Below are 17,827 nucleotides of genomic sequence, written 5' to 3'. Positions count from 1 at the left end.
GACGCTGCTGGACGGTGTCGAGGAACAACTCGACGGCCTCCACAAGTTGGCCCGGGCCGCAGGTGATGTTGAGCTCGCCATCCTGCTCGGACCGATAGAGCCAGTCCTCGGCCCCGCCATCCCGGGCCACCGGTTCGACTGCGAGGCCCTCCAGCTTTGTTCCGCCAAGCCGCAGCGTGAGCGACCAGCCGGGGTTGTCGAGCGTCTCAACCCGGAGACCGCATTGATGCTCCCAGTCGCCGTCGCATTCTGACCGGAACCACTCCTGCAGCCGATTCAGGGCCGTCACGCTGCTCCCTTTCAATGCGCTGAACCGGCCCGGGTAATCCTGAGAGACGGGCTGGATGGCCGGGGCGCGTCGTGATTCGACCGGGTTGCAACACCTTGGACGAACGACACGATGTGGGATCCGGCCACCCGGCGGCAGCATAGCCGCGCGGGCCTACGTTATGCGAGCGACCTGACCGACGGCGAGTGGCGGGTGCTGGAGCGTCTGCTTCCGCCGCCCCGATCCCGCGGACGACGGCGCGCGTGGCCCGAGCGGGAGATCGTGAATGCGATCTTCTACGTGCTGCGGGCGGGCTGCGCGTGGCGGCTGCTGCCCGACAGCTTCCCGCCGTGGCGGACCGTGTATCGCTGGTTCGCACAGTTCCGGGACGGCGGCGTGCTGGAGGCGCTGAACCACGCCCTCGTCATGGCGGATCGGGAGCGCGCCGGGCGCGAGGCGAGCCCGACGGCCTCGGTAATCGACAGCCAGAGCACGAAGACGACGGAGGCCGGCGGGCCGCGCGGCTACGACGCGGGCAAGAAGGTGATGGGCAGAAAGCGGCACGCCATGGTGGACACGGACGGTCGCGCGCTCATCCTGCACGCTCATCCCGCCTCTGTGCAGGACCGTGATGGCGCGCCGCTTCTGCTTCGCGCCTCACGCCCCCGCTGGGCCTTCGTCGAACTCGCCTACGCCGATGCGGGCTACGCGGGCGAGCGCGTCGCCCATGCCTCTCCCATCCGCATCGAGATCGTCAGGAAGCCCAAGGGACAGATCGGATTCTCCGTCCACGCCCGTCGCTGGGTGGTCGAGCGCTTCTTCGGCTGGATCGGCCGCAACCGGCGGCTGGCGAAGGACTTCGAGGCGACCATCGCCTCCGCACAGGCCTTCCTCTACGCCGCCTCGGCCGTTCCACATAAGATTCGAGACGGGCTCTGAGGGTCACCTCATAACCGACTGTTCGCCGAAGTTCGCCCAAAACCGCCTACAGCCACGCGAAAACGGCACCCTATCCGGCCCCCAGGAACAAATGCTCCACAAGGCGGCCCCGCGCTATCAGCTTCAAGGTATTGAATTTGCGGGGGAAATTGGAGCAGCGGTGGGAACCGGGTTCCAACCTTCTCTGTGCGCCGGGAGACCGGCAGGAGGTAGCGGATGAAAGAGCCGCACGTTGGAGGAGTATACGCCCGACAGCCGCTGGCGGAACCGGGTCGAGTTCTTCTCGGGCCGCCCGGCGATCGAGGCCGTTGGCCTGCCAGATGCGTTGCTCGCTGACGGCGCCGATGCCGGCTGCCTTAGCCATCGCGCGCACGCTCCAGTGCGTGGTCTCATCGGGCGGCTCGGTCAGCGTCAGGTCGAACAAGCGCTGGACGGTCGCAGCAGGCAGCGGCGGCTTGCCGGGCTTGGGCGTTTTGTCGCGATGCAGGCCATCGACACCCGCCAGCATGAAGCGTTCCTGCCACCGCAAGACCAGTGGCTTGGACAGGCCGGAGCGGCGCAAGACCTCGGTCGTCCCGCGTCCGTCGGCGGTGGCGACGATCACTCGCGCGCGGGCAGCGTGTTTCTGCCGGGTTTTGCAGTGCGCGACGATCGCTTCGAGGCGAAAGCGATCTCGAGGCATGACCGAGACGACGATGCCTGCTCTCATTCCAGGAACTTGAACCAGCCTACCGGCTCAGGGGCGCCTCTGAATGGGGCACTCCACTTGGCCCTCGCGGTTACGCCGACTGTCCGGTCGAAATGGGGAGCGCTCCACCCTCGTTTCACCTTGCGTTGACATCTAGATGCCGTAGAGTTCGCCATCAGCAACGTAATTGTACATCGAAAAAGCTTCATGACGGCCAGCACACAACAAAGAGCCGATCTCTTGCCGCTTCACAGCGCTTGCTGCGCAACCCGCTCCGCTGGCCGTTGGCATTGTAGCATGCGGGTCCAGCCCAGAACTGCCTCGCGATAGTGAAACGGACATGACGAAGTTCGTAGGCCGGGGTGAACCGCTGGACTCGCAAGGCGTTGCCGAGGCTGCGGAGCTGCTTGGCATACCCGCCACCGTGCTCTGGGCGGTCGTAACGGTCGAGACCGCGGGATGCGGCTTCATGCAGGACCGACGGCCTGTCGTGCTATTTGAGCGGCACGAATTTCGCCGCCGCACCGCCGGACGCTTCGATGTCTCCCACCCCGATATCAGTGGGTCACCGGGAGGCTATGGCCCGGCTGGCAAGCACCAGCATGATCGCCTCGGGATTGCCATCCAGCAGAACCGCAAGGCCGCGATCGAAAGCGCTTCCTGGGGGCTGGGCCAAGTCATGGGCTACAACGCCGCGCTTGCGGGCTGCATCGAGGCGGAAGCGATGGTGAGCCAGTTCTGCCGAAGTGAGAATTCGCAACTCATCGGGATGGCGCGCTTCATTCGTGCCCGGGGCCTCGACAAACATTTGAAACAGTGTGCCTGGGCCGATTTCGCCCGCGGATACAACGGCCCGGCCTACGCAGTGAACCGCTATGACGCGAAGCTGGAGCAACAGGCGTTGCGGTTCGCGTCACAGCCGATGCCCGATCTCGCGGTGCGGTCCATTCAGTTGCTGCTCTCCTATGAAGGGTTCATGCCCGGTCCGGTGGATGGATATTCCGGCGCGCAAACCAAACGCGCCATTGCTCGTTTTCGCGCCGCGAATCGCTTCGGCGAAGGCGAAGACCCCGACGAGAAGCTGTTGGGCGAATTGTTGGCGCGGCTTCCCTCGGATACGGCGAAGGATCTCTCCTTCCATGGGTAGCGCGCGGGGCGCGCCCACTCGCGTGACGGGAGACTATTGCGTGAGCAGGGCACGCTCGGATCTCTCCAGCGGGACAAGAGGCGCGCTGCGTTTCTGCCGGGGTGACGGTGCAAACTGTGATCTGGGCCGTGAGACGCGCATCGGGGCCGCTCCAGACCGCGCTAGTGCAATGCCGTGATCGTTGCGGGGCATAGCTCTCGCGGAGTGGTAAGATGACCGCGCCCAGCCTCCTTGTCCCCGTCCACCTCGACGCGCTTGTGCTGACCGAGCCGGATCTGCTGGTCGGCCCCGCGGCGCATTTTTCTCGCCTGCCGCATGTGTGGAAGGGCGCCGACGTCAATCCCGACGTCCCGAACCTGGGCAAGTCGATCGTCGCCCCGCCCTTCCAGGACCGAAGCTTCCTCATGGACAGCGGCGTGCACCTGCACTGGGCGCTGCCAGATGGCCTGACCCGCGCGCAGCACCCGTCGCGCGAAGAGGCCGCCATGCGGACGGGTCCGGGGCGGGGGTCTTCGGCCCCGGGCGACGGCCTGTCGGGCGGTTTCCCGGCTGTGCCGAACCGCTGGCTTGTGGTGCGCCGGCACGAAAAAGCGGGCGATTGGCCGGTCGAGGCGGCCTGGGTGGTGGAAAGCGACTTCCTCTGGCCCGACGACCATGCGCCCGACGACAAGGTGAGTGTCCCGAGCGCCTGGACCGAGCCGGACCCCGCGAATCCGGCGCCGCGGCCGTTCCGCCGGATGGGCCGGCCGATCGACCTCGGCGCCTATCCCGCCGACCTCGCGGGCGGCGCCCATCTCGCGCGGCCGCTCACGGCCATGGGCTACGGCGATCCGACCTTCGCGACCGTCTATCAGAACTGCCACAGCGTCTTCGGCCTGCACGACCCCTGCGTGCCGGTCGTCGATACGCGCTATGACGTCTTTGGCTGGTACAGCGATCCAGATCGCGATCCGCTGCGCGGCGCGCTTGCGGGCGAGCCGGACGACCGCGCCCGCGCGCGCGCGATCGAACTGCTGTTCGGCTGGAAACGCGCCGACACGGGGGCGATCCCCGCGGGGACCGAGGCGATCTGCTTCGTCAGCATGACGATCCCCGGAAAGCGCGCGACGAAGCCGCGCACCGGGACCGTCGAACTCGCTATCGGCAATACCGCGACCGAGGCGCTTTCGGCCCATCTCGCCCGCGGCATCAGCGACCCGGCGGACCCGGCGGGGCGCGACAGGCTGGAGGATCAGCTCGAATCCATGCTGCTCGCCCCGCGGATGTCGGCCAAGCAACTCGACCGAACGGCCCGGCTCGCCGATGCGCGGCACGAGAAGGGGTTCGTGGCGACCTTCGGCGGCTGGATCTGGACGGTGACGCTGCAGGATTCTCCCAAGAACAGCCTGGCGGAGGCCGGGACGCAGGATGAGGAACCAGCACCCCTCGATGCCGAACTGGCGTCACTACTCTCGCACCTCAACGACCTCCAGCGCAGTCATGACCGCGAGGCACAGGACCTCGAGGCCGCGCGCGGCCAGCTCTTTGCCGATTGGTGCAAGTACATGCACGTCGTCTACCCGTCGGACGTCACCTGGCAGGACCACGCGACCTTCGACGGCGACGAGCTCGGCGTCTTCGTCGCACAGCAGGCCGATGCCGTGGAGCGCCTGGCCAGCGACCTGCGCGTCACGGTCCTGCCCGGGATCGAGACGGCGACGCAGGAGGTCGCGAAGCGCGTCGCCGAACTCAACAAGGAGCGCGAGGCGCGCAAGGCACAGCAATTCGTCCTGCGGCGGGGTCCGGGGCCGCGCTTCTATCGCCCGACGGAGCCGGTGTTGCTGATCCACGGCGAGGCGGTGCGTCCCACCGAACGCCACGGCCAGGACGGGCGCGAAAACCCGGACGACACGCTGCTCTGCCACCTCTCGACGGCGGCGCTGTTCTCGCCGGGCCGGGTGCCGGACCCGGCGGTGCTTTGCGCCGCGGTAGACAGGCTGCGCAAGCTTGGCCCGGACGGCGCCCCGCCCGCCGACAGGATCGGCTTCTGCACCTGGGAACAGCCCTGGCACCCCATCCTCTTGGAATGGGAGGTCGAGCTGACGCCGTTCGCGCGCGATGAGCACGGCGCCTACCCGCCGGACCACATCAAGAGTCGCTACAGCCTGCCGGTCAACGCGGTCGCCTTCACCCCCGGGGAAGCCGCGCCGGTCCATGCGACGTCAAGGCGCCTCACCGGCTGCTCCATCCTGACGCCGCATGCCAGGGAGCAGCATGAGGCGGCGCTGACCGCCTGCGTGGTCGAGCACTGCGCCTGCTCCCACGAGCATCTCAAGGACCATCGCGCGACGATGGAGACGGCGCGGCGCGCGGCCCAGGCCCAGCCGGGCGAGGATTTCGTCTGCACGGCGCTCTGTGCCCTCGGCGAGATGGAGGGGAAGCAGTTTCTCTCGCAGGCGCTGACGGGCTTCAACGACGCGCTGCTGGGGCTGCACCAAAGCTACCAGCTTCCCGTCGCCGACCCGATCGGCTTCGCCTCCGAGCGGGCGCTGGCGCGGCGGGTGCGCGACCTCGTGCTCTCCTTCAACCGAAGCGCCCCGGATGATGCGGGCCATTTCGAGCCGATCCGCACGGGCCGGCTGGAGGTGAAGAGGCTCCGGCTGGTGGATACCTTCGGCCAGATCCAGGATCTGCGGGTGGAGGGCGCGGCGGCGGCCATCGCGCGCCCGCTGCGGGGGCCGGGCGGCGACGGCGCGGTGGTCCTGCCGCCGCGTTTCGTGCAGCTCGCGCGGGTGAACCTGCGCTGGTTCCCGGCGGCGGGCCCGGCGCCGGCCGCGGGCCCGATCTGCGGCTGGCTGATCCTGGATAATCTCGACCGGAGCCTGCTGGTTCACGACGCCGCCGGTCGCGCCTTGGGCGTGATCTCGGGCGGCAGCAGCGCTGGCCAGAGTCAGGGCGGATGGGAAGCCGGATGGCAGGCCGCCCCCGGCAACGACCCGGGCATGAAGGTCTGGAACATCGAAGACCCGCATCTGCGGCGGCTGGCGACCTGGTTCGTCCAACACGCCGGCTCGCCGGACGGGTGGGCGCGCATCCTGAAGAAGATCGAGAAGGCGCTGGACAACATCGATCCCGAAGCCGCCACGCACCACGAGGACCTGGCCGTGCTGATGGGGCGACCGCTGGCCGTGGTGCGGGCCGGGCTCAGCCTGGGGCTGGCGGGACCGCCGGCGATCCACCAGGGGGAGGGCGCGCTCTTCATGGATATCCAAAGTGGCGCCCGACAAACGGACCGCTTCGAGGACGTGACGATCCCGGTCCGCCTCGGCGCGCACGAACGCGCCAACGACGGGCTGGTCGCCTATTGGCGCGAGACGCCCAAGGGCCTGCGGGACGAGGCCCAATGGCCGCAGTCGGACGACATCGACCCGATCTTTGTGGCGCCCTCCTCAGCCCTCGACCCTGTGACCCTGACGATGCTGGTCGATCCGCTGGCCGAGGTGCATGCCACCTCGGGCATCCTGCCGACCAAGGCGATCACCATCCCGCCAGGCATGTATGCGGCCCAATTGAAGCGCCTCGAGGTCTCGTTCCGTTCGCTCGGTCCGATCCTGACCAGGGTCGGGCGGCTCGACCTCCCGCTCCCGATCGAGCCCGGCTACGCTTGGTCCTGGATCGAGCGCGACGATCGCGGCTGGTCCGCTGTCGCGGGCGACGTCGGCGCGGCCGAGGATGACGGCGCCTTCTCCGGCCCCATCGTCGCGCGGGAAGGCTGGATGCGGCTCACGAAGGTGGAGCCTCCGGAGCCCGTTTCCAGCGATGTCGCCGACACAGGATCCACCGACGTGACCCCGAGGCCATCATGAAGCATCACGCCCTGCCGCTGGATTTCAGTCTCCTCAACAGCAATGACGAGGCTGTGCTGTTCCTCGACGGGCCGCAGGACATGGTGCTGCGGCTGTACAACAACGCGCCGGTTCCGCTGGTGCTGAACCATCTGACGGCGGAGCATCACTTCACGCTGCGCTTCAGGTCCGGCGCGCTGCGCGATCACAAGGGCATCCGCCTGGACGACGCCGGGCACAAGCACTGGCACCTCGATACGCGCGACGAAAAAAACGGGGACGTCGTCCTCGAACTGCGCAGGAAGGCCGAGGCCGACATGACCTGGGCGGCCGGCGACACAGTGCACCTCATGCTCGACGGGCTGCGCGGCAAAATGGCCGACGGCACGCGGGCGACCCGGATCGAACTGACCTACGACCACATCCGGCTGCAGGGCGAGGACACCAACCTGTTCGCCGCCAAGCCGCGGCACCACCAGCTGGTGCTGATGCCGGCGATGTTGCGGGGGGCGCTGGGGGCGCAGGACGTCCCGCTGCTCGAGGCGCATTTCGTGGGCGATACCGGCAACGTGGTGCTCAACGACGGCGGCAGCTATGTCGGCGCGATCGTCCTGAGGCTCACGAACACCACGGTGGAAGCGCTCCTGATCGGCCATGAAGCCGCTCTCTACCTGACCCTTCCCGACGGGCTGGAGAACCTGCCCGGGGCGCTGGCGAGCAAGGCATCGCTTCAGGCCTGCAGCGTGACTGCGCATCTGCGGGAGGATGTTGCGGATGAGTCCACGATCCCCCTGGAATGCCAGCCCGCGCTCGACGACCGTGTGGCGTGGAAGATCCACCTGCCGGAGCACACCGCCCGCGACCTCTGGCTCCACCCCGCGGGCGGTCTAGAGATCATGATCGAGGGTCTGGCGACCAGGCACCGGAACGGTCCGTCACGCCTGCATGTCCGCTGGGTCAACTTGGGCTCCCCCGGCAAGCAGTCGGTCGGAGAACTGGTCGCGACGCTGCAGAAGTCGCCGATGGTCGTCAAAGGCCAGCGGGTGGGCATCGGGACAGTCCGGCCGCGGGCGGCGCTGGATGTGCGAGGGGACCTGCACATCGACGGGCGCGTCACCGCGCCCGGTCCGCTGGACGTCGACGCGACACTGAAGGCCAATAAAGGGATCGTTCTGGGCGGCGTGACGCTTACGGCTTCCACGCTTCGGGACACCAAAACCGTAGCGACCGTTGCCAAGCGCTATACAGCCGACGAGTTCGAGGCATTCGACGGTTGGCCGACCTCACTCGCATCGCTCGATTCTCTGACGTTCACTTTCCCTTTTCCTGCCCAAACAAAATCTTATTTGGCAAGCGGATCCGTTTCCGTCCGCGTTACAGCCGCGAGCGAGGCCCCACAGGCCTCACATTGCCCCGTCGCATTCACCTCCTTGCCCATACCGGTGACCGTCACCGTCAGCGGCGACACACTCACGGCGGCAGCCGACACGGGGAGCGCTGTCCCGGTGACCGATATTCCGGTGCAGGAGGGGATGAAGAGTCTGGAGATATCCACCTCAATCTTTCCGGGGGCGACCGAGGACCTGACCCAAGTACGCAGCAGGCTCGCCCAGATGAGCGTCGAAGCCGGCGATTGGGCGCACTCATTTGGCCGCGATGGCCCGAATGTCCGCTGGATGATTGAGGCGACTTGTTCGGTATCAGTTCTTTTTCTTGGCGATAGCGGTGACCTTTCTTGATCAACGAGGAAGGGCTGGAGAAGGATATCGTACAAATGTCATCCCAATCGCTGATCAATATCTATGAATATCGGCTCGAAAATTCGCCTGATGGCTTATGGCGATACGCCTATGATCAGTATTCTCGCGGCAAGCCTGTTGAAGAGGCATCGGAGGACCAGGGCAGGGCAGTATTCTCCGCAAGCCGGACCAGCGCGCCAGGAACCATTCCCATTTACCAGCGTAGATATGCTGGCGGTGAAATTCCAAGCGAACTTCAAAGAGCCTGGCCATGGCTCATGCAAGGCCTTCAAACCACGCCCGTTTTTTACGAATTGAGCGACCAGGCGCTGGCACCAGATCGCTCTTCATACGTCGTGAATTATGATGGGCTGAACGCCTGGCTGGGGGGCGTTGCGGACTTTACATCTACTGACGCCAACCGTGCGTTCTGGGCCTTCCCTGCTTCATTGGCCGCCACGATTGAAGGCGCTGTCCCGATTTACGAACATCGACTAGAGGTCGATATTGGTCCCCCAAGTGGATCGGTGCCGGCTCACATCACAGCAGCAAGATTTTCGACGTACATCAAATACAGTACCAATGAAAATGGTGGGCGCGTATTTGAGGGTGCCAGAGACTCAGCAGATCTGCCAACATCCTCCACCTCATGGTGGCGATCAGGTCGCCAATTAGGCCGCACCGACGAACTTAATGTCTTGGCACGTTACACCAGGAAGATCGCGTTTCACGCGTTTCCGCCAAAGTGAGGCTCAGTTTCTGCTCATGTAACGAAGTGATATCACAACCATATCCCGCGATGACTCGAAAGTAAGGTCGGCTGACGATGACGGGCATAGTCGATGCGCTGGGCGACCTCACGTCGGGCACGCTGCTCCTGACGAAGGAGACGACGCAGGCCTGGCCCTTCGTCCAGCCGCTCTTCGCCGCCGGCGGCTACTTCCCCGACGGCCTGACCATCACCGCGACAAAACTCCGCGCCTCCTCCGCCACCGAAGCCACGGTCAGCGGCACGACCCTCATCGACTCCGCCAGCCTCGCGGTCGAGGCGAAGTTCTCCGGCAGCGGCGACGCCGTGAACCTGGACCTGAGCCTGTCCGTCAGCCTCGCGAAGCTGACCGGCGACGGCTCCAGTCTGCGGATAGAGGCCGAATGGAAGCCACAGTTGACGTTCAGGTCGAACGGCGGCCACCGAACAGTCGAACTTCATGCGACGCGCGGCGTCATGCACATCGGCAGCCTCGAGCTGACGGCCTCCTTCGAGATGTCCGACCCCGAGATCATGCCGCGGCTGCGGCCCGGCAGCCGGGAGTTTCTGGACGGCGCCTGGCTGTCCGCGACGATGCCCGGCCCGCAGTTCGTGGCGACGCTCCGGCGCGAACGCCAGCAGCCTTCGGCCGTCACGCGACCGAAGCTTTCGGCGGTGACGCGACCGCACGCGCTGGGGGAGGTGGGGGAGGGCCTCAGCCTCGAGGAGGTCCGCCTCACCGCCGACCCCTGGCGCGGCCACTATTCCATCGCGCTTGATGCCGGTGGGGACTGGGAGATCCTTCGGGGGTTCCACCTGACGGGTATCTCGGCCTTCCTTTTCTATGCGAGCGAGGGCGGCATCACTTCGGCCAGGCTTCACGCTGACGTCAGGCTGGGCAGCGACCCTCTGCAGGTCGAGCTGCAGGTCGAGGCAACGTACGACCCGGCCGTCTCCGGATGGCAGTTCGAGGGTGGCCTCGCGCCCGATGAAATGCTCGATGTCGCGAAATTCGTCCCCGCGGTCCTGAAGCAGCTCGGCATCGAAGGCGAATGCCCCGCGTCCTTGCGCGGCGCGCTGATCAAAGGCCTCTCGGTAGCCTTCGGCACCGCGACCCGGAACCTCGGCATCCGCTGCGAGATGGTCCTGCCGCTCGACGTCGGCCGGGCGCTCGACATCACCCTCGACATCTATGTCGAGGGCAGCAGCACGAGCTTCCACGGCACCGTCACGCTTGGCTCCCTGGTGTTCGACCTCGTGCTCGACGAGACGGCGGGGAACAAGACGCTACTTGCGAGCTACACCGACGCCACGCCCCGCAAGGTGAAGCTCGGCGATCTGCTCGCAACGTTTCTGGACGAGACGGAGGCAAGCAACAGGACGGTCATCGCGCGCGGCAACGACGTGGCCATCGACGTCAAGGAAGCGTTCTTCGCCTATGAGAGCCGCGGCAGTGCCCCCGCCGTCTGGCTCCTTGCCGCCGATGTCGAGGCCGGCATCGACCTCAGCGGCCTGCCGGTGGTCGGCGCCTCGTTCCCCCCCGGTCAGGGGGCTCGCCTGCTGTTCCAGCCGCTGGTCACGTCGGGCGGCATCGGCTCGACCGGCCTCGAGAAGCTGGTCCAGGGCGGCAGCTTGACGCTGCCGAGCCCCTTGCCCGCAACTGCGGGATTCTCGGTCACGACGCGCGTGTCGCTCGCCATGGAGGAGATCAAGCTCGGCCTGCCCGTGCGTATGAGCGATGGCCGGATGGAGCACGCCCCCGGCATCGACACCGGCCCGCCGCCGCCCGAGGTGACCAGCGTCGATAACGTGAGCTGGATGGCGGCCCAGAAGTCCTACGGTCCGCTTGCCCTCGAACGCCTCGGGCTCCGTTTCGACGACGGGTATCTGCATCTCCTGCTCGACGCCCATCTCACGGCAGCCGGGCTGACGCTCGCCCTCCAAGGCTTCGGCGCCAAGGTGAAGATTGCCGATCCGAGCGATGTCACGCCCACCCTCGACGGCATGGCGATCGACTTCCGCGCCCCGGGCTTGGAGATCGGTGGATCGCTGGTGCACCAAAGGGGGGGCGTCGGCAAGGACGCCTACGACGAGTATGTCGGCACCGCCATCGTGAAGGCAGGGCTGCTGACGATCGACGCCATCGGCGCCTATCAGACCGTCGGGGGCACCGTCGGGGGCCATCCCTCCCTCTTCCTCTATGCCGCACTCGATTACCCGATCGGCGGTCCCGCCTTCTTCTTCGTCACCGGCCTTGCCGCGGCCTTCGGCTACAACCGCGCGTTCAAGCTTCCGCCGATCGAGAAGCTCGCCAGCTTCCCGCTGCTCGCCGACAACGTCGGCCAGGGCGACGCGCGTTCGGACGAAGGGCTGCGGGCGGCGAGCAAAGCGTTGCGCGAGTACATTCCGGCGGAACTCGGCGCGGTCTTCCTCGGCGTCGGCCTCAAGTTCGATAGCTTCAAGACCATCACCTCGCGCGCCCTGCTGACGGCGTCCTTCGGCAAGGAGGTGGCGATCGATCTGATCGGGCGCTCCACCCTCATCATGCCGGCGGGTGCGACGCGCGACGAGGCGGTCGCGGTGGTCGAGATGGCCTGGCTGGCCTCCTTCCGCCCGGAGGAGGGGCTGCTGGCGCTGCGGGCGCAGCTGTCGCCGGGCTCCTTCGTCTTCGCGCACGACTGCCACTTGTCGGGCGGCTTCGCCTTCTATTCCTGGTTCAAGGGCGAGCACGAAGGGGAGTTCGTGATCACGGCGGGCGGCTATCACCCGGCCTTCGACTTGGCGAACCGCCCGCACTTCCCGAGGGTCCCGCGCCTTGCCGTTGCCTGGGAGGTGAAGGACACGCCGCTCACCATCAAGGGCGATGCCTATTACGCGCTCACCTCCTCCGCCGCGATGCTGGGCGGCCATCTGGAGATGGTCTGGGAGCAGAATCCCTACAAAGCCTGGTTCAAGGCGGGCATCGACTGCCTCTTCGAATGGAAGCCGCTGCACTACAAGGGCGAGGCCTATGTCGAGCTCGGCGCCTCCTACACCTTCGAATTCGCCGGCACACGCCACATCACGGTCGAGGTCGGGGCGGATCTGACGGTCTGGGGCCCGCCCTTCTCAGGCCGCGCGCGGGTGAACCTGGTGCTCTTTTCCTTCGACGTGGCCTTCGGCAGCGCGACTGCGGAAGCGCCGCCGGTGCGCCTGTTCGATGACGGGGAGGGCAAGGGGGGCGGCGGCTTCAGCGCCCTGCTGCCGGCGGTGGACAAGCTCTGCGCCGTGTCGGTCGCGGGCGGGCTCTCGCGCACCGCCGAAGACGGGAAGGTCTGGGTCGTCAATCCGAAGACGCTCAGGCTGATCGTGGACAACGTGGTCCCGTCGAAGCTCATCGTGGTCACGGACATGACGCGCGATCAGGAGGATCGGACGGGCGATACGCCGGCCCGCTTCGGGATCAGGCCGATGGCCGCCGGGCACGACGACGTCACCTCCGAGACGACGATCACCATCACGAAGCGGGGCTATGCGCTCTGGAAGCCGCACGACCTAAGCTACCGCCAGCGCACCAAGGGTTTTCCGGCGGCGCTCTGGGGCGAGCCGAAGACGGCCAAGACTAGGCTGCCTGCCAAGGCGTCGGAGGAGAAGCTGATCGAGGCGCTCGCCGGGGTCGAGATCGTTCCGAACGGTGTCCCGGATACCGGTAAGGACAACATCTGGAACGGGACCAAAGTTTTTGAGCGCCACCGGCCGGCGTTGCGCGATGGGATCTACGACATCGTCGTGGCGCAGACACTGCACGCGACCTCGGCCGCCGCCGGACACGGCACCGCCTGCTCCAAGCCGCTCGAAGCGAAGGCGTCGCTGTGCTTCGAGGTGGCCGGGGACAAGACCAGCCTGCCGGCGTCCGTCGTGCACAGCGTCTTCCCGCCGCAGGGAAGCCTGGGCGATCACGCGACCAGCCTGCCGCAGATCATCCTGGAGCGCAGCACCCTGCCCTGGGAGCAGGAGATGAAGGACGCGGACAAGAACACGCCCTGGCTCGCCCTGCTCGTCTTCGACGGCGAGATGAAGGCGGTGCCGGAAGGGCCAAAGGGGCCGTCGCGGATCACCGTGGAGGCGACGGAGATCCCGACCGCAGCCGAACTGAAGAAGCTCTGTCATGTGCGTGTGGCACGCGATGCCGAGCGCGCGGTCGTGGTCGCCAAGCGCGCGCCTACTGCCGGCAAGCTGAGCACCGCGCACCTCGTCTCGCTGCGGGACGTCAAGGTGGACGGGGCGAAACGCCACTTGATCAGCCTTTGGAGCTGGAGTTTCTCCTGCCTCGCCGGCGGGGCGGGCTTCAGGTCCCTGGTCGAGAACCTCGCCAAGGCGTGCATCCTCGGCACGACCGAACGTCTGGGCCATGCATTGCCGGACGGCCAACGCGGGGTGGCCGATTACCGTGGCCCGCTGGTACCGATGTCGGGCCAGGCGGGCGGGCGGTCCGCCGGGCGCATCGCCACGTCGGGCAGGACTGACATCTCGCATGTCGCCGCCCTGGAACTCGGCCGGCTGCTCGCCCTGGAGAACAAGTCGGTCTCCGTCGGGCTCCTGCGGCTGAAGCGCAGCCTCGCGCACGCCGAGCGGCACGAGGGCCAGGTGCGGGCGGCGGCATACCTGCATGTGCGCAGGCCGCCGGCGGCCACGACCGGCGCTGCGCCGGCCGGGCGGCTGCTGCCGGCCGGGCTGGGCCGGCTGCTGACGCCCGAGCTCGCGGCCTGGACCGAGGGGCTGCTGAAGCTCGAGGGGGTTCCGTTCCGCTACCTGCTGCCGGACGAGCGCCAGTTGCCGAAGGAATCGCTGCTCTCCTTCGCGCTGGATGAGAGGTGGCTCACCAACCTGCTCGTGGGCGCGCTCGGCGTCGGCGGGGCTTGGCGCCTGGGTGAGACGCCGGGGGCCGAACTGCCCGGGTTCAAGCATGCGCTGCGCGCCGGGGGCGGCCCTGTCGGGGAGGGAGAGCGGCCCTTCGGCGCGCTGCCGCGGCTGACGGGCATCGTGCTGCGGTCCCAGCTCGTATCAGGCTGGCCGGCAATGAGCGTCGTGGCCGACGGGCAGGTCGCGCCGCTGGTTTCCCGGCGCTGTTCGAAGAACATCCTGCTGGTTCTCTTCCAGGGGGCGATCAGGACGGTCAGCTTCCGACTGCTGCCGGAGACGCTGCATTTCGAGGCGAGCGACCAGGGCAAGCCGGGCGAGTCCGTCCCCGCGGATTGGCTGACGCAGCCAACGAGCTCGGTGGACCTTCGGCCCTGGTTCGATCTCGCGAAGCAGGAGGAGGTTGCGTTTGCGATCTGAGGCCTGTCTGACAAGACCCGGATTGGGTCGGTCTGGCGGGTCTTTGTCGCCCGGGCTTCGCCAAGCGGCTCGCCGATCGAAACACCATCGGCCGCGCCACCTTCCTGCCCAGGCCTGGAAATCGCCTCGCAAGCCGGTCGCGGCGCCCGGCCCGCGCGACGCGGAGTGGCGCCGCCATTTGCTACTTAAGCAGTTTTTGCCCGGGGAGATGGCCGCTCAAGGCTAGATGCATTGCCTCAAAGGCGGCCTCCTCTTTCTCGCGAAACCTCTTTTGAAAAAAGATGGGGGAATCGATCCGGCCATCAAGAAGATGGGCAAACCCGACCACGCGGTCCCAGTGCAGTTCCCCGAAATGCGCGACTTCCGTTTCCGGCGTGCCCCAGGTTATCATATCAAGCTCTTCCGCATAGGGCACGACGAAACCTGAAGGGACGAGAACCACGTAAATCCAGTGGCCCATCGGGTCAGGTTCCTGGAGTGCATAGTAGAACGACTTGTCGAGGCAGTAGGCGGTTGAGATCCAACCCTTCCGAAACTGATTCTCGACCATCCGGCCGAGATGCGACGCTTCCTTGTCAAGACTTGACATCCAGGTCAAATATACATCGAGGAGTTCAAAGTCACGACTGGATATAAAATCGATACTGTAGTAGGCTTCTCTTCTGGCGATCCGATCCGCGACCAGTTCGGCCTCCGCTTTCGATTTTCCTGCAAGCACCAGGCGCCGCTTCGTAGCCTCCTTGAAGAATTTGAATTTGACGTCCTGCTTATTCGTTATCTGCGTCCTGGCTTCGTCCGCCGCATCCATCTCGGCCCGTTTTTCGACGATATCTAGACGTTCCCTATCTTCGTATGGTTTCTTGCGATTGAATTCTAAATAAGCCTCCGTTTTGATTTTCTTAAGTGCGTTGAATAGTTTAAAAAAATCATCTTTTGCTTTGACAATTTCTTCTGCATGTTGCCGTTTTTCATCTTTGTATTGAGCAATCATTTGTAAAATTTTTTCTTTATCGATTTCTGTGTTGTGTCTTGACTTCATGTAGGCTACGAATTCTTTAGCTATCTTGTCGTCGTAGCCAGGGTCCTTGCGCGTGACAGGGGGCTGAAAGCCTCCCTTTATCGAGATGACCTCCGCCGGCGGGCGTTTATCAAGGCGGAATGTCACGGCATTAACGCGATCGATCGTCTTGTGGAATTTCCAATCCTGCATGCTGGCGATGGCATCGTCATTGTATTGGCGTGTCGGCATCTCGCGTCCGGACAGGCGCTGTTGCGGTGGATAGAATTTCAGATGCTCATCCATGTCGACGAATGGCGCCATCAATTCGAAGTCGTTGGGCCGCTGACGTTCGCCGATACGCGTCAAGGAAGGGGCTTGTCGTCCATTTTCTCTCAGCAGGCGGGCGTTGTCCCTTCGGTCCTGAAGGGCTGTCGCCCTGATCCGCTCCGTTTTGGCGTGGCCCCGCTGAACACCGGCAAGAGGTTCCGCGATCTTCCACGGCGGGGGCAACTTCTTGCCCTTCATGCCTTCCTGCTGGAACATTGCTTTTATTGATTCGGGAAGATCCTTACATTTAGGCGGCAAAATATTGGAGACTGTCTCGATGAGGGGCCACTCATCTGGTTGAACCCTTTCGCCGTTTTCTTTTCTATAATTGTGTCGCGTCAACCACAAATCCTTGCCCGCGTGTTCGAAGGCCTCAAACACGAAATCTGCACGTATTGTTTCATCAAGAAGTGTTTCAATATGAAGTGTATCCGGCCATCCGAGAAATTCAACAACATTTGGTCTGTCGCTGTTAAATATTCTCTTGGCTCTCGGCGGGCTCATCGAACCACTCCTCGCAAGGTTCAGGCTGTGGCAGAGCGCCAAGCCTGGTTCGGCCATTCAGGGCACGGGCTGCCCCCCCATGTCGTGGGGCTGTTCGGACAACGGTCCTGTGACGCCCCTGCCGGTCGGGTCGGCGGCACGAGGCTATCGTTCCCAAAATGCTCCGCCCTGCCTCGACATCCTGTCAAGGCGAGACTGCGCGCCGCGCTCGTTTCGAGAACAGCAAGGCGCCCATGGACGACGGCACCGGAGAGGTGGAGAGAATCCGAACCGCCACCCCGGGGCCAGCGCAGGGGTGGCTCGCCCAAGTCGAAGCGCCTGCCCCGCCGGAGAAGGAGATACGAAGGCGCCGGCGACGGCGCTGCCCGAGATTGAAGCTGCTTCTGGGTTGACATGGTTGCTTGCCTCGTTTGGGGATAGGCGGGCACCGGGCGTCGCCTGCCAGCTCTTTACCGGGAGTGCTGGCGCAGCCGTCCGTGGTGGTCGCCTTGCGCGATTAGGGGTCAGCATCGTGGACCACAGGTCGATGGGCTGGCCCTTGGCGGCATGGCACGCTCCATGCGGGATGAGGCGGCCCCGGGGCCCTTTAGAGCGCGTTCTGTGGCTTGCGCGCCGGGTGCCCGGCGGGCCACCGTGGCAACGGTCCATCCCGTTCCAGGATCATCGCCCTTGCCCGCACGTCACGACCTTGAAGGCTTGGTCGCCTGGTCCCCCCCGGGAGGATTGGCGCGAGACCTATGGCACCCTTCTGGAACGCCATATCGGCAAGGCCTGCACTTCCGCCGGCATCGCACCTGCGCATCGGCGCGGCCCGTTCGCCGGACCTGCCTGGCGATCAGCAGCTTGCCAGCGCCACACCGCGAGCACGGAATGACACGAGTTTCGGCGCCAGCTCCGGTCGCTGGCCGGTGTTCGGCGCCGGCTCCCGCAGGAGAACCTCCGGCAGGTAGACGACCATGCTATTCTGGCCGGCTACACCCGACGCTTTTCGAAGTTGAAGCGCGATCCACCGCCGCGCGTCACTGCCCGCACCGGCGTCCAGCTGGCCGCATCGTGGATGGCAGCTTTTCCAGAAGACCTGCGCCGCCGGGCTCATCAGGAAGTCGATGTAGCGCTGCGGCGCGTAGAACGACGCGTGGACATGTGGGTTGGTGATCGGCTTCTGAACCAGGCCAATTGCCGTTGGTCGGTCGCCCGCCGGCATTCTCGACCACCGGCGACCGTCCACCTCCCGCTGCATGAAGGTCATGAACAGCTCGAAGGCAAATTGCAGGCTGTAGAAGTTCAGCCCCGGCTTCAAGTTGAAGGTGACAGCGAGATCGGC

Annotated in this window: 10 protein-coding genes; 6 read left to right on the top strand and 4 right to left on the bottom strand. The window is 65.6% G+C overall.

All coding sequences use genetic code 11. The features are described 5' to 3' along the window. Window positions 1–289, bottom strand: a 289-nt coding sequence (locus tag ACFHNC_RS23975) for an immunity 53 family protein (RefSeq protein WP_437171763.1), incomplete at its 3' end; no start/stop codon positions are given. Window positions 290–400: 111 nt separating this feature from the next. Here ACFHNC_RS23975 and ACFHNC_RS23970 point away from each other — a divergent pair. Next, window positions 401–1,207: an IS5 family transposase gene (locus ACFHNC_RS23970; protein ID WP_437171762.1), complete on the top strand. Its 807-nt coding sequence runs from the start codon at window positions 401–403 to the stop codon at window positions 1,205–1,207. Between the two features lie 70 nt (window positions 1,208–1,277). Here ACFHNC_RS23970 and ACFHNC_RS23965 read toward each other — a convergent pair whose 3' ends face one another. Further along, on the bottom strand, window positions 1,278–1,916 hold the full coding sequence (locus tag ACFHNC_RS23965) for a helix-turn-helix domain-containing protein (RefSeq protein ID WP_437171761.1): 639 nt from the start codon (window positions 1,914–1,916) through the stop codon (window positions 1,278–1,280). A 319-nt stretch (window positions 1,917–2,235) separates the two neighbouring features. Here ACFHNC_RS23965 and ACFHNC_RS23960 point away from each other — a divergent pair, with 319 nt between their 5' ends. From ACFHNC_RS23960 to ACFHNC_RS23940, 5 genes are all read left to right on the top strand, one after another. Then, window positions 2,236–3,042, top strand: coding sequence for an N-acetylmuramidase family protein (locus tag ACFHNC_RS23960; RefSeq protein ID WP_437171760.1), 807 nt, complete (start codon window positions 2,236–2,238; stop codon window positions 3,040–3,042). Window positions 3,043–3,254: 212 nt separating this feature from the next. Continuing rightward, on the top strand, window positions 3,255–6,887 hold the full coding sequence (locus ACFHNC_RS23955; protein WP_437171759.1) for a hypothetical protein: 3,633 nt from the start codon (window positions 3,255–3,257) through the stop codon (window positions 6,885–6,887). Beyond that, on the top strand, window positions 6,884–8,605 hold the full coding sequence (locus tag ACFHNC_RS23950) for a hypothetical protein (protein ID WP_437171758.1): 1,722 nt from the start codon (window positions 6,884–6,886) through the stop codon (window positions 8,603–8,605). The genes ACFHNC_RS23955 and ACFHNC_RS23950 overlap by 4 nt, the downstream gene beginning before the upstream one ends. Then, window positions 8,602–9,354, top strand: coding sequence for a hypothetical protein (locus tag ACFHNC_RS23945; protein WP_437171757.1), 753 nt, complete (start codon window positions 8,602–8,604; stop codon window positions 9,352–9,354). The genes ACFHNC_RS23950 and ACFHNC_RS23945 overlap by 4 nt, the downstream gene beginning before the upstream one ends. 77 nt (window positions 9,355–9,431) lie before the next feature. After that, window positions 9,432–14,672: a DUF6603 domain-containing protein gene (locus ACFHNC_RS23940; RefSeq protein WP_437171756.1), complete on the top strand. Its 5,241-nt coding sequence runs from the start codon at window positions 9,432–9,434 to the stop codon at window positions 14,670–14,672. Between the two features lie 181 nt (window positions 14,673–14,853). Here ACFHNC_RS23940 and ACFHNC_RS23935 read toward each other — a convergent pair whose 3' ends face one another. Both ACFHNC_RS23935 and ACFHNC_RS23930 read right to left on the bottom strand, forming a co-directional pair. Further along, window positions 14,854–16,503 carry a hypothetical protein gene (locus tag ACFHNC_RS23935; RefSeq protein ID WP_437171755.1) on the bottom strand — a complete coding sequence of 550 codons (1,650 nt, stop codon included), beginning with the start codon at window positions 16,501–16,503 and terminating at the stop codon, window positions 14,854–14,856. An 835-nt stretch (window positions 16,504–17,338) separates the two neighbouring features. Continuing rightward, window positions 17,339–17,827 (bottom strand): hypothetical protein (locus tag ACFHNC_RS23930; protein WP_437171754.1); only part of this gene is annotated, 489 nt, incomplete at its 5' end.

This window comes from Falsiroseomonas sp. E2-1-a4, from assembly GCF_051433165.1.
Lineage (GTDB): Bacteria > Pseudomonadota > Alphaproteobacteria > Acetobacterales > Acetobacteraceae > Falsiroseomonas.
The sequence above is the reverse complement of the archived record's forward strand: the minus strand, read 5'-3'. Positions and strand labels throughout refer to the sequence as shown.

Excerpts from the sequence above, each read along its gene's own strand:
- ACFHNC_RS23970 (WP_437171762.1), top strand. The coding sequence starts at position 401 with ATGTGGGATCCGGCCACCCGGCGGCAGCATAGCCGCGCGGGCCTACGT.
- ACFHNC_RS23965 (WP_437171761.1), bottom strand. The coding sequence starts at position 1,916 with ATGAGAGCAGGCATCGTCGTCTCGGTCATGCCTCGAGATCGCTTTCGC.
- ACFHNC_RS23960 (WP_437171760.1), top strand. The coding sequence starts at position 2,236 with ATGACGAAGTTCGTAGGCCGGGGTGAACCGCTGGACTCGCAAGGCGTT.
- ACFHNC_RS23955 (WP_437171759.1), top strand. The coding sequence starts at position 3,255 with ATGACCGCGCCCAGCCTCCTTGTCCCCGTCCACCTCGACGCGCTTGTG.
- ACFHNC_RS23950 (WP_437171758.1), top strand. The coding sequence starts at position 6,884 with ATGAAGCATCACGCCCTGCCGCTGGATTTCAGTCTCCTCAACAGCAAT.
- ACFHNC_RS23940 (WP_437171756.1), top strand. The coding sequence starts at position 9,432 with ATGACGGGCATAGTCGATGCGCTGGGCGACCTCACGTCGGGCACGCTG.
- ACFHNC_RS23935 (WP_437171755.1), bottom strand. The coding sequence starts at position 16,503 with ATGAGCCCGCCGAGAGCCAAGAGAATATTTAACAGCGACAGACCAAAT.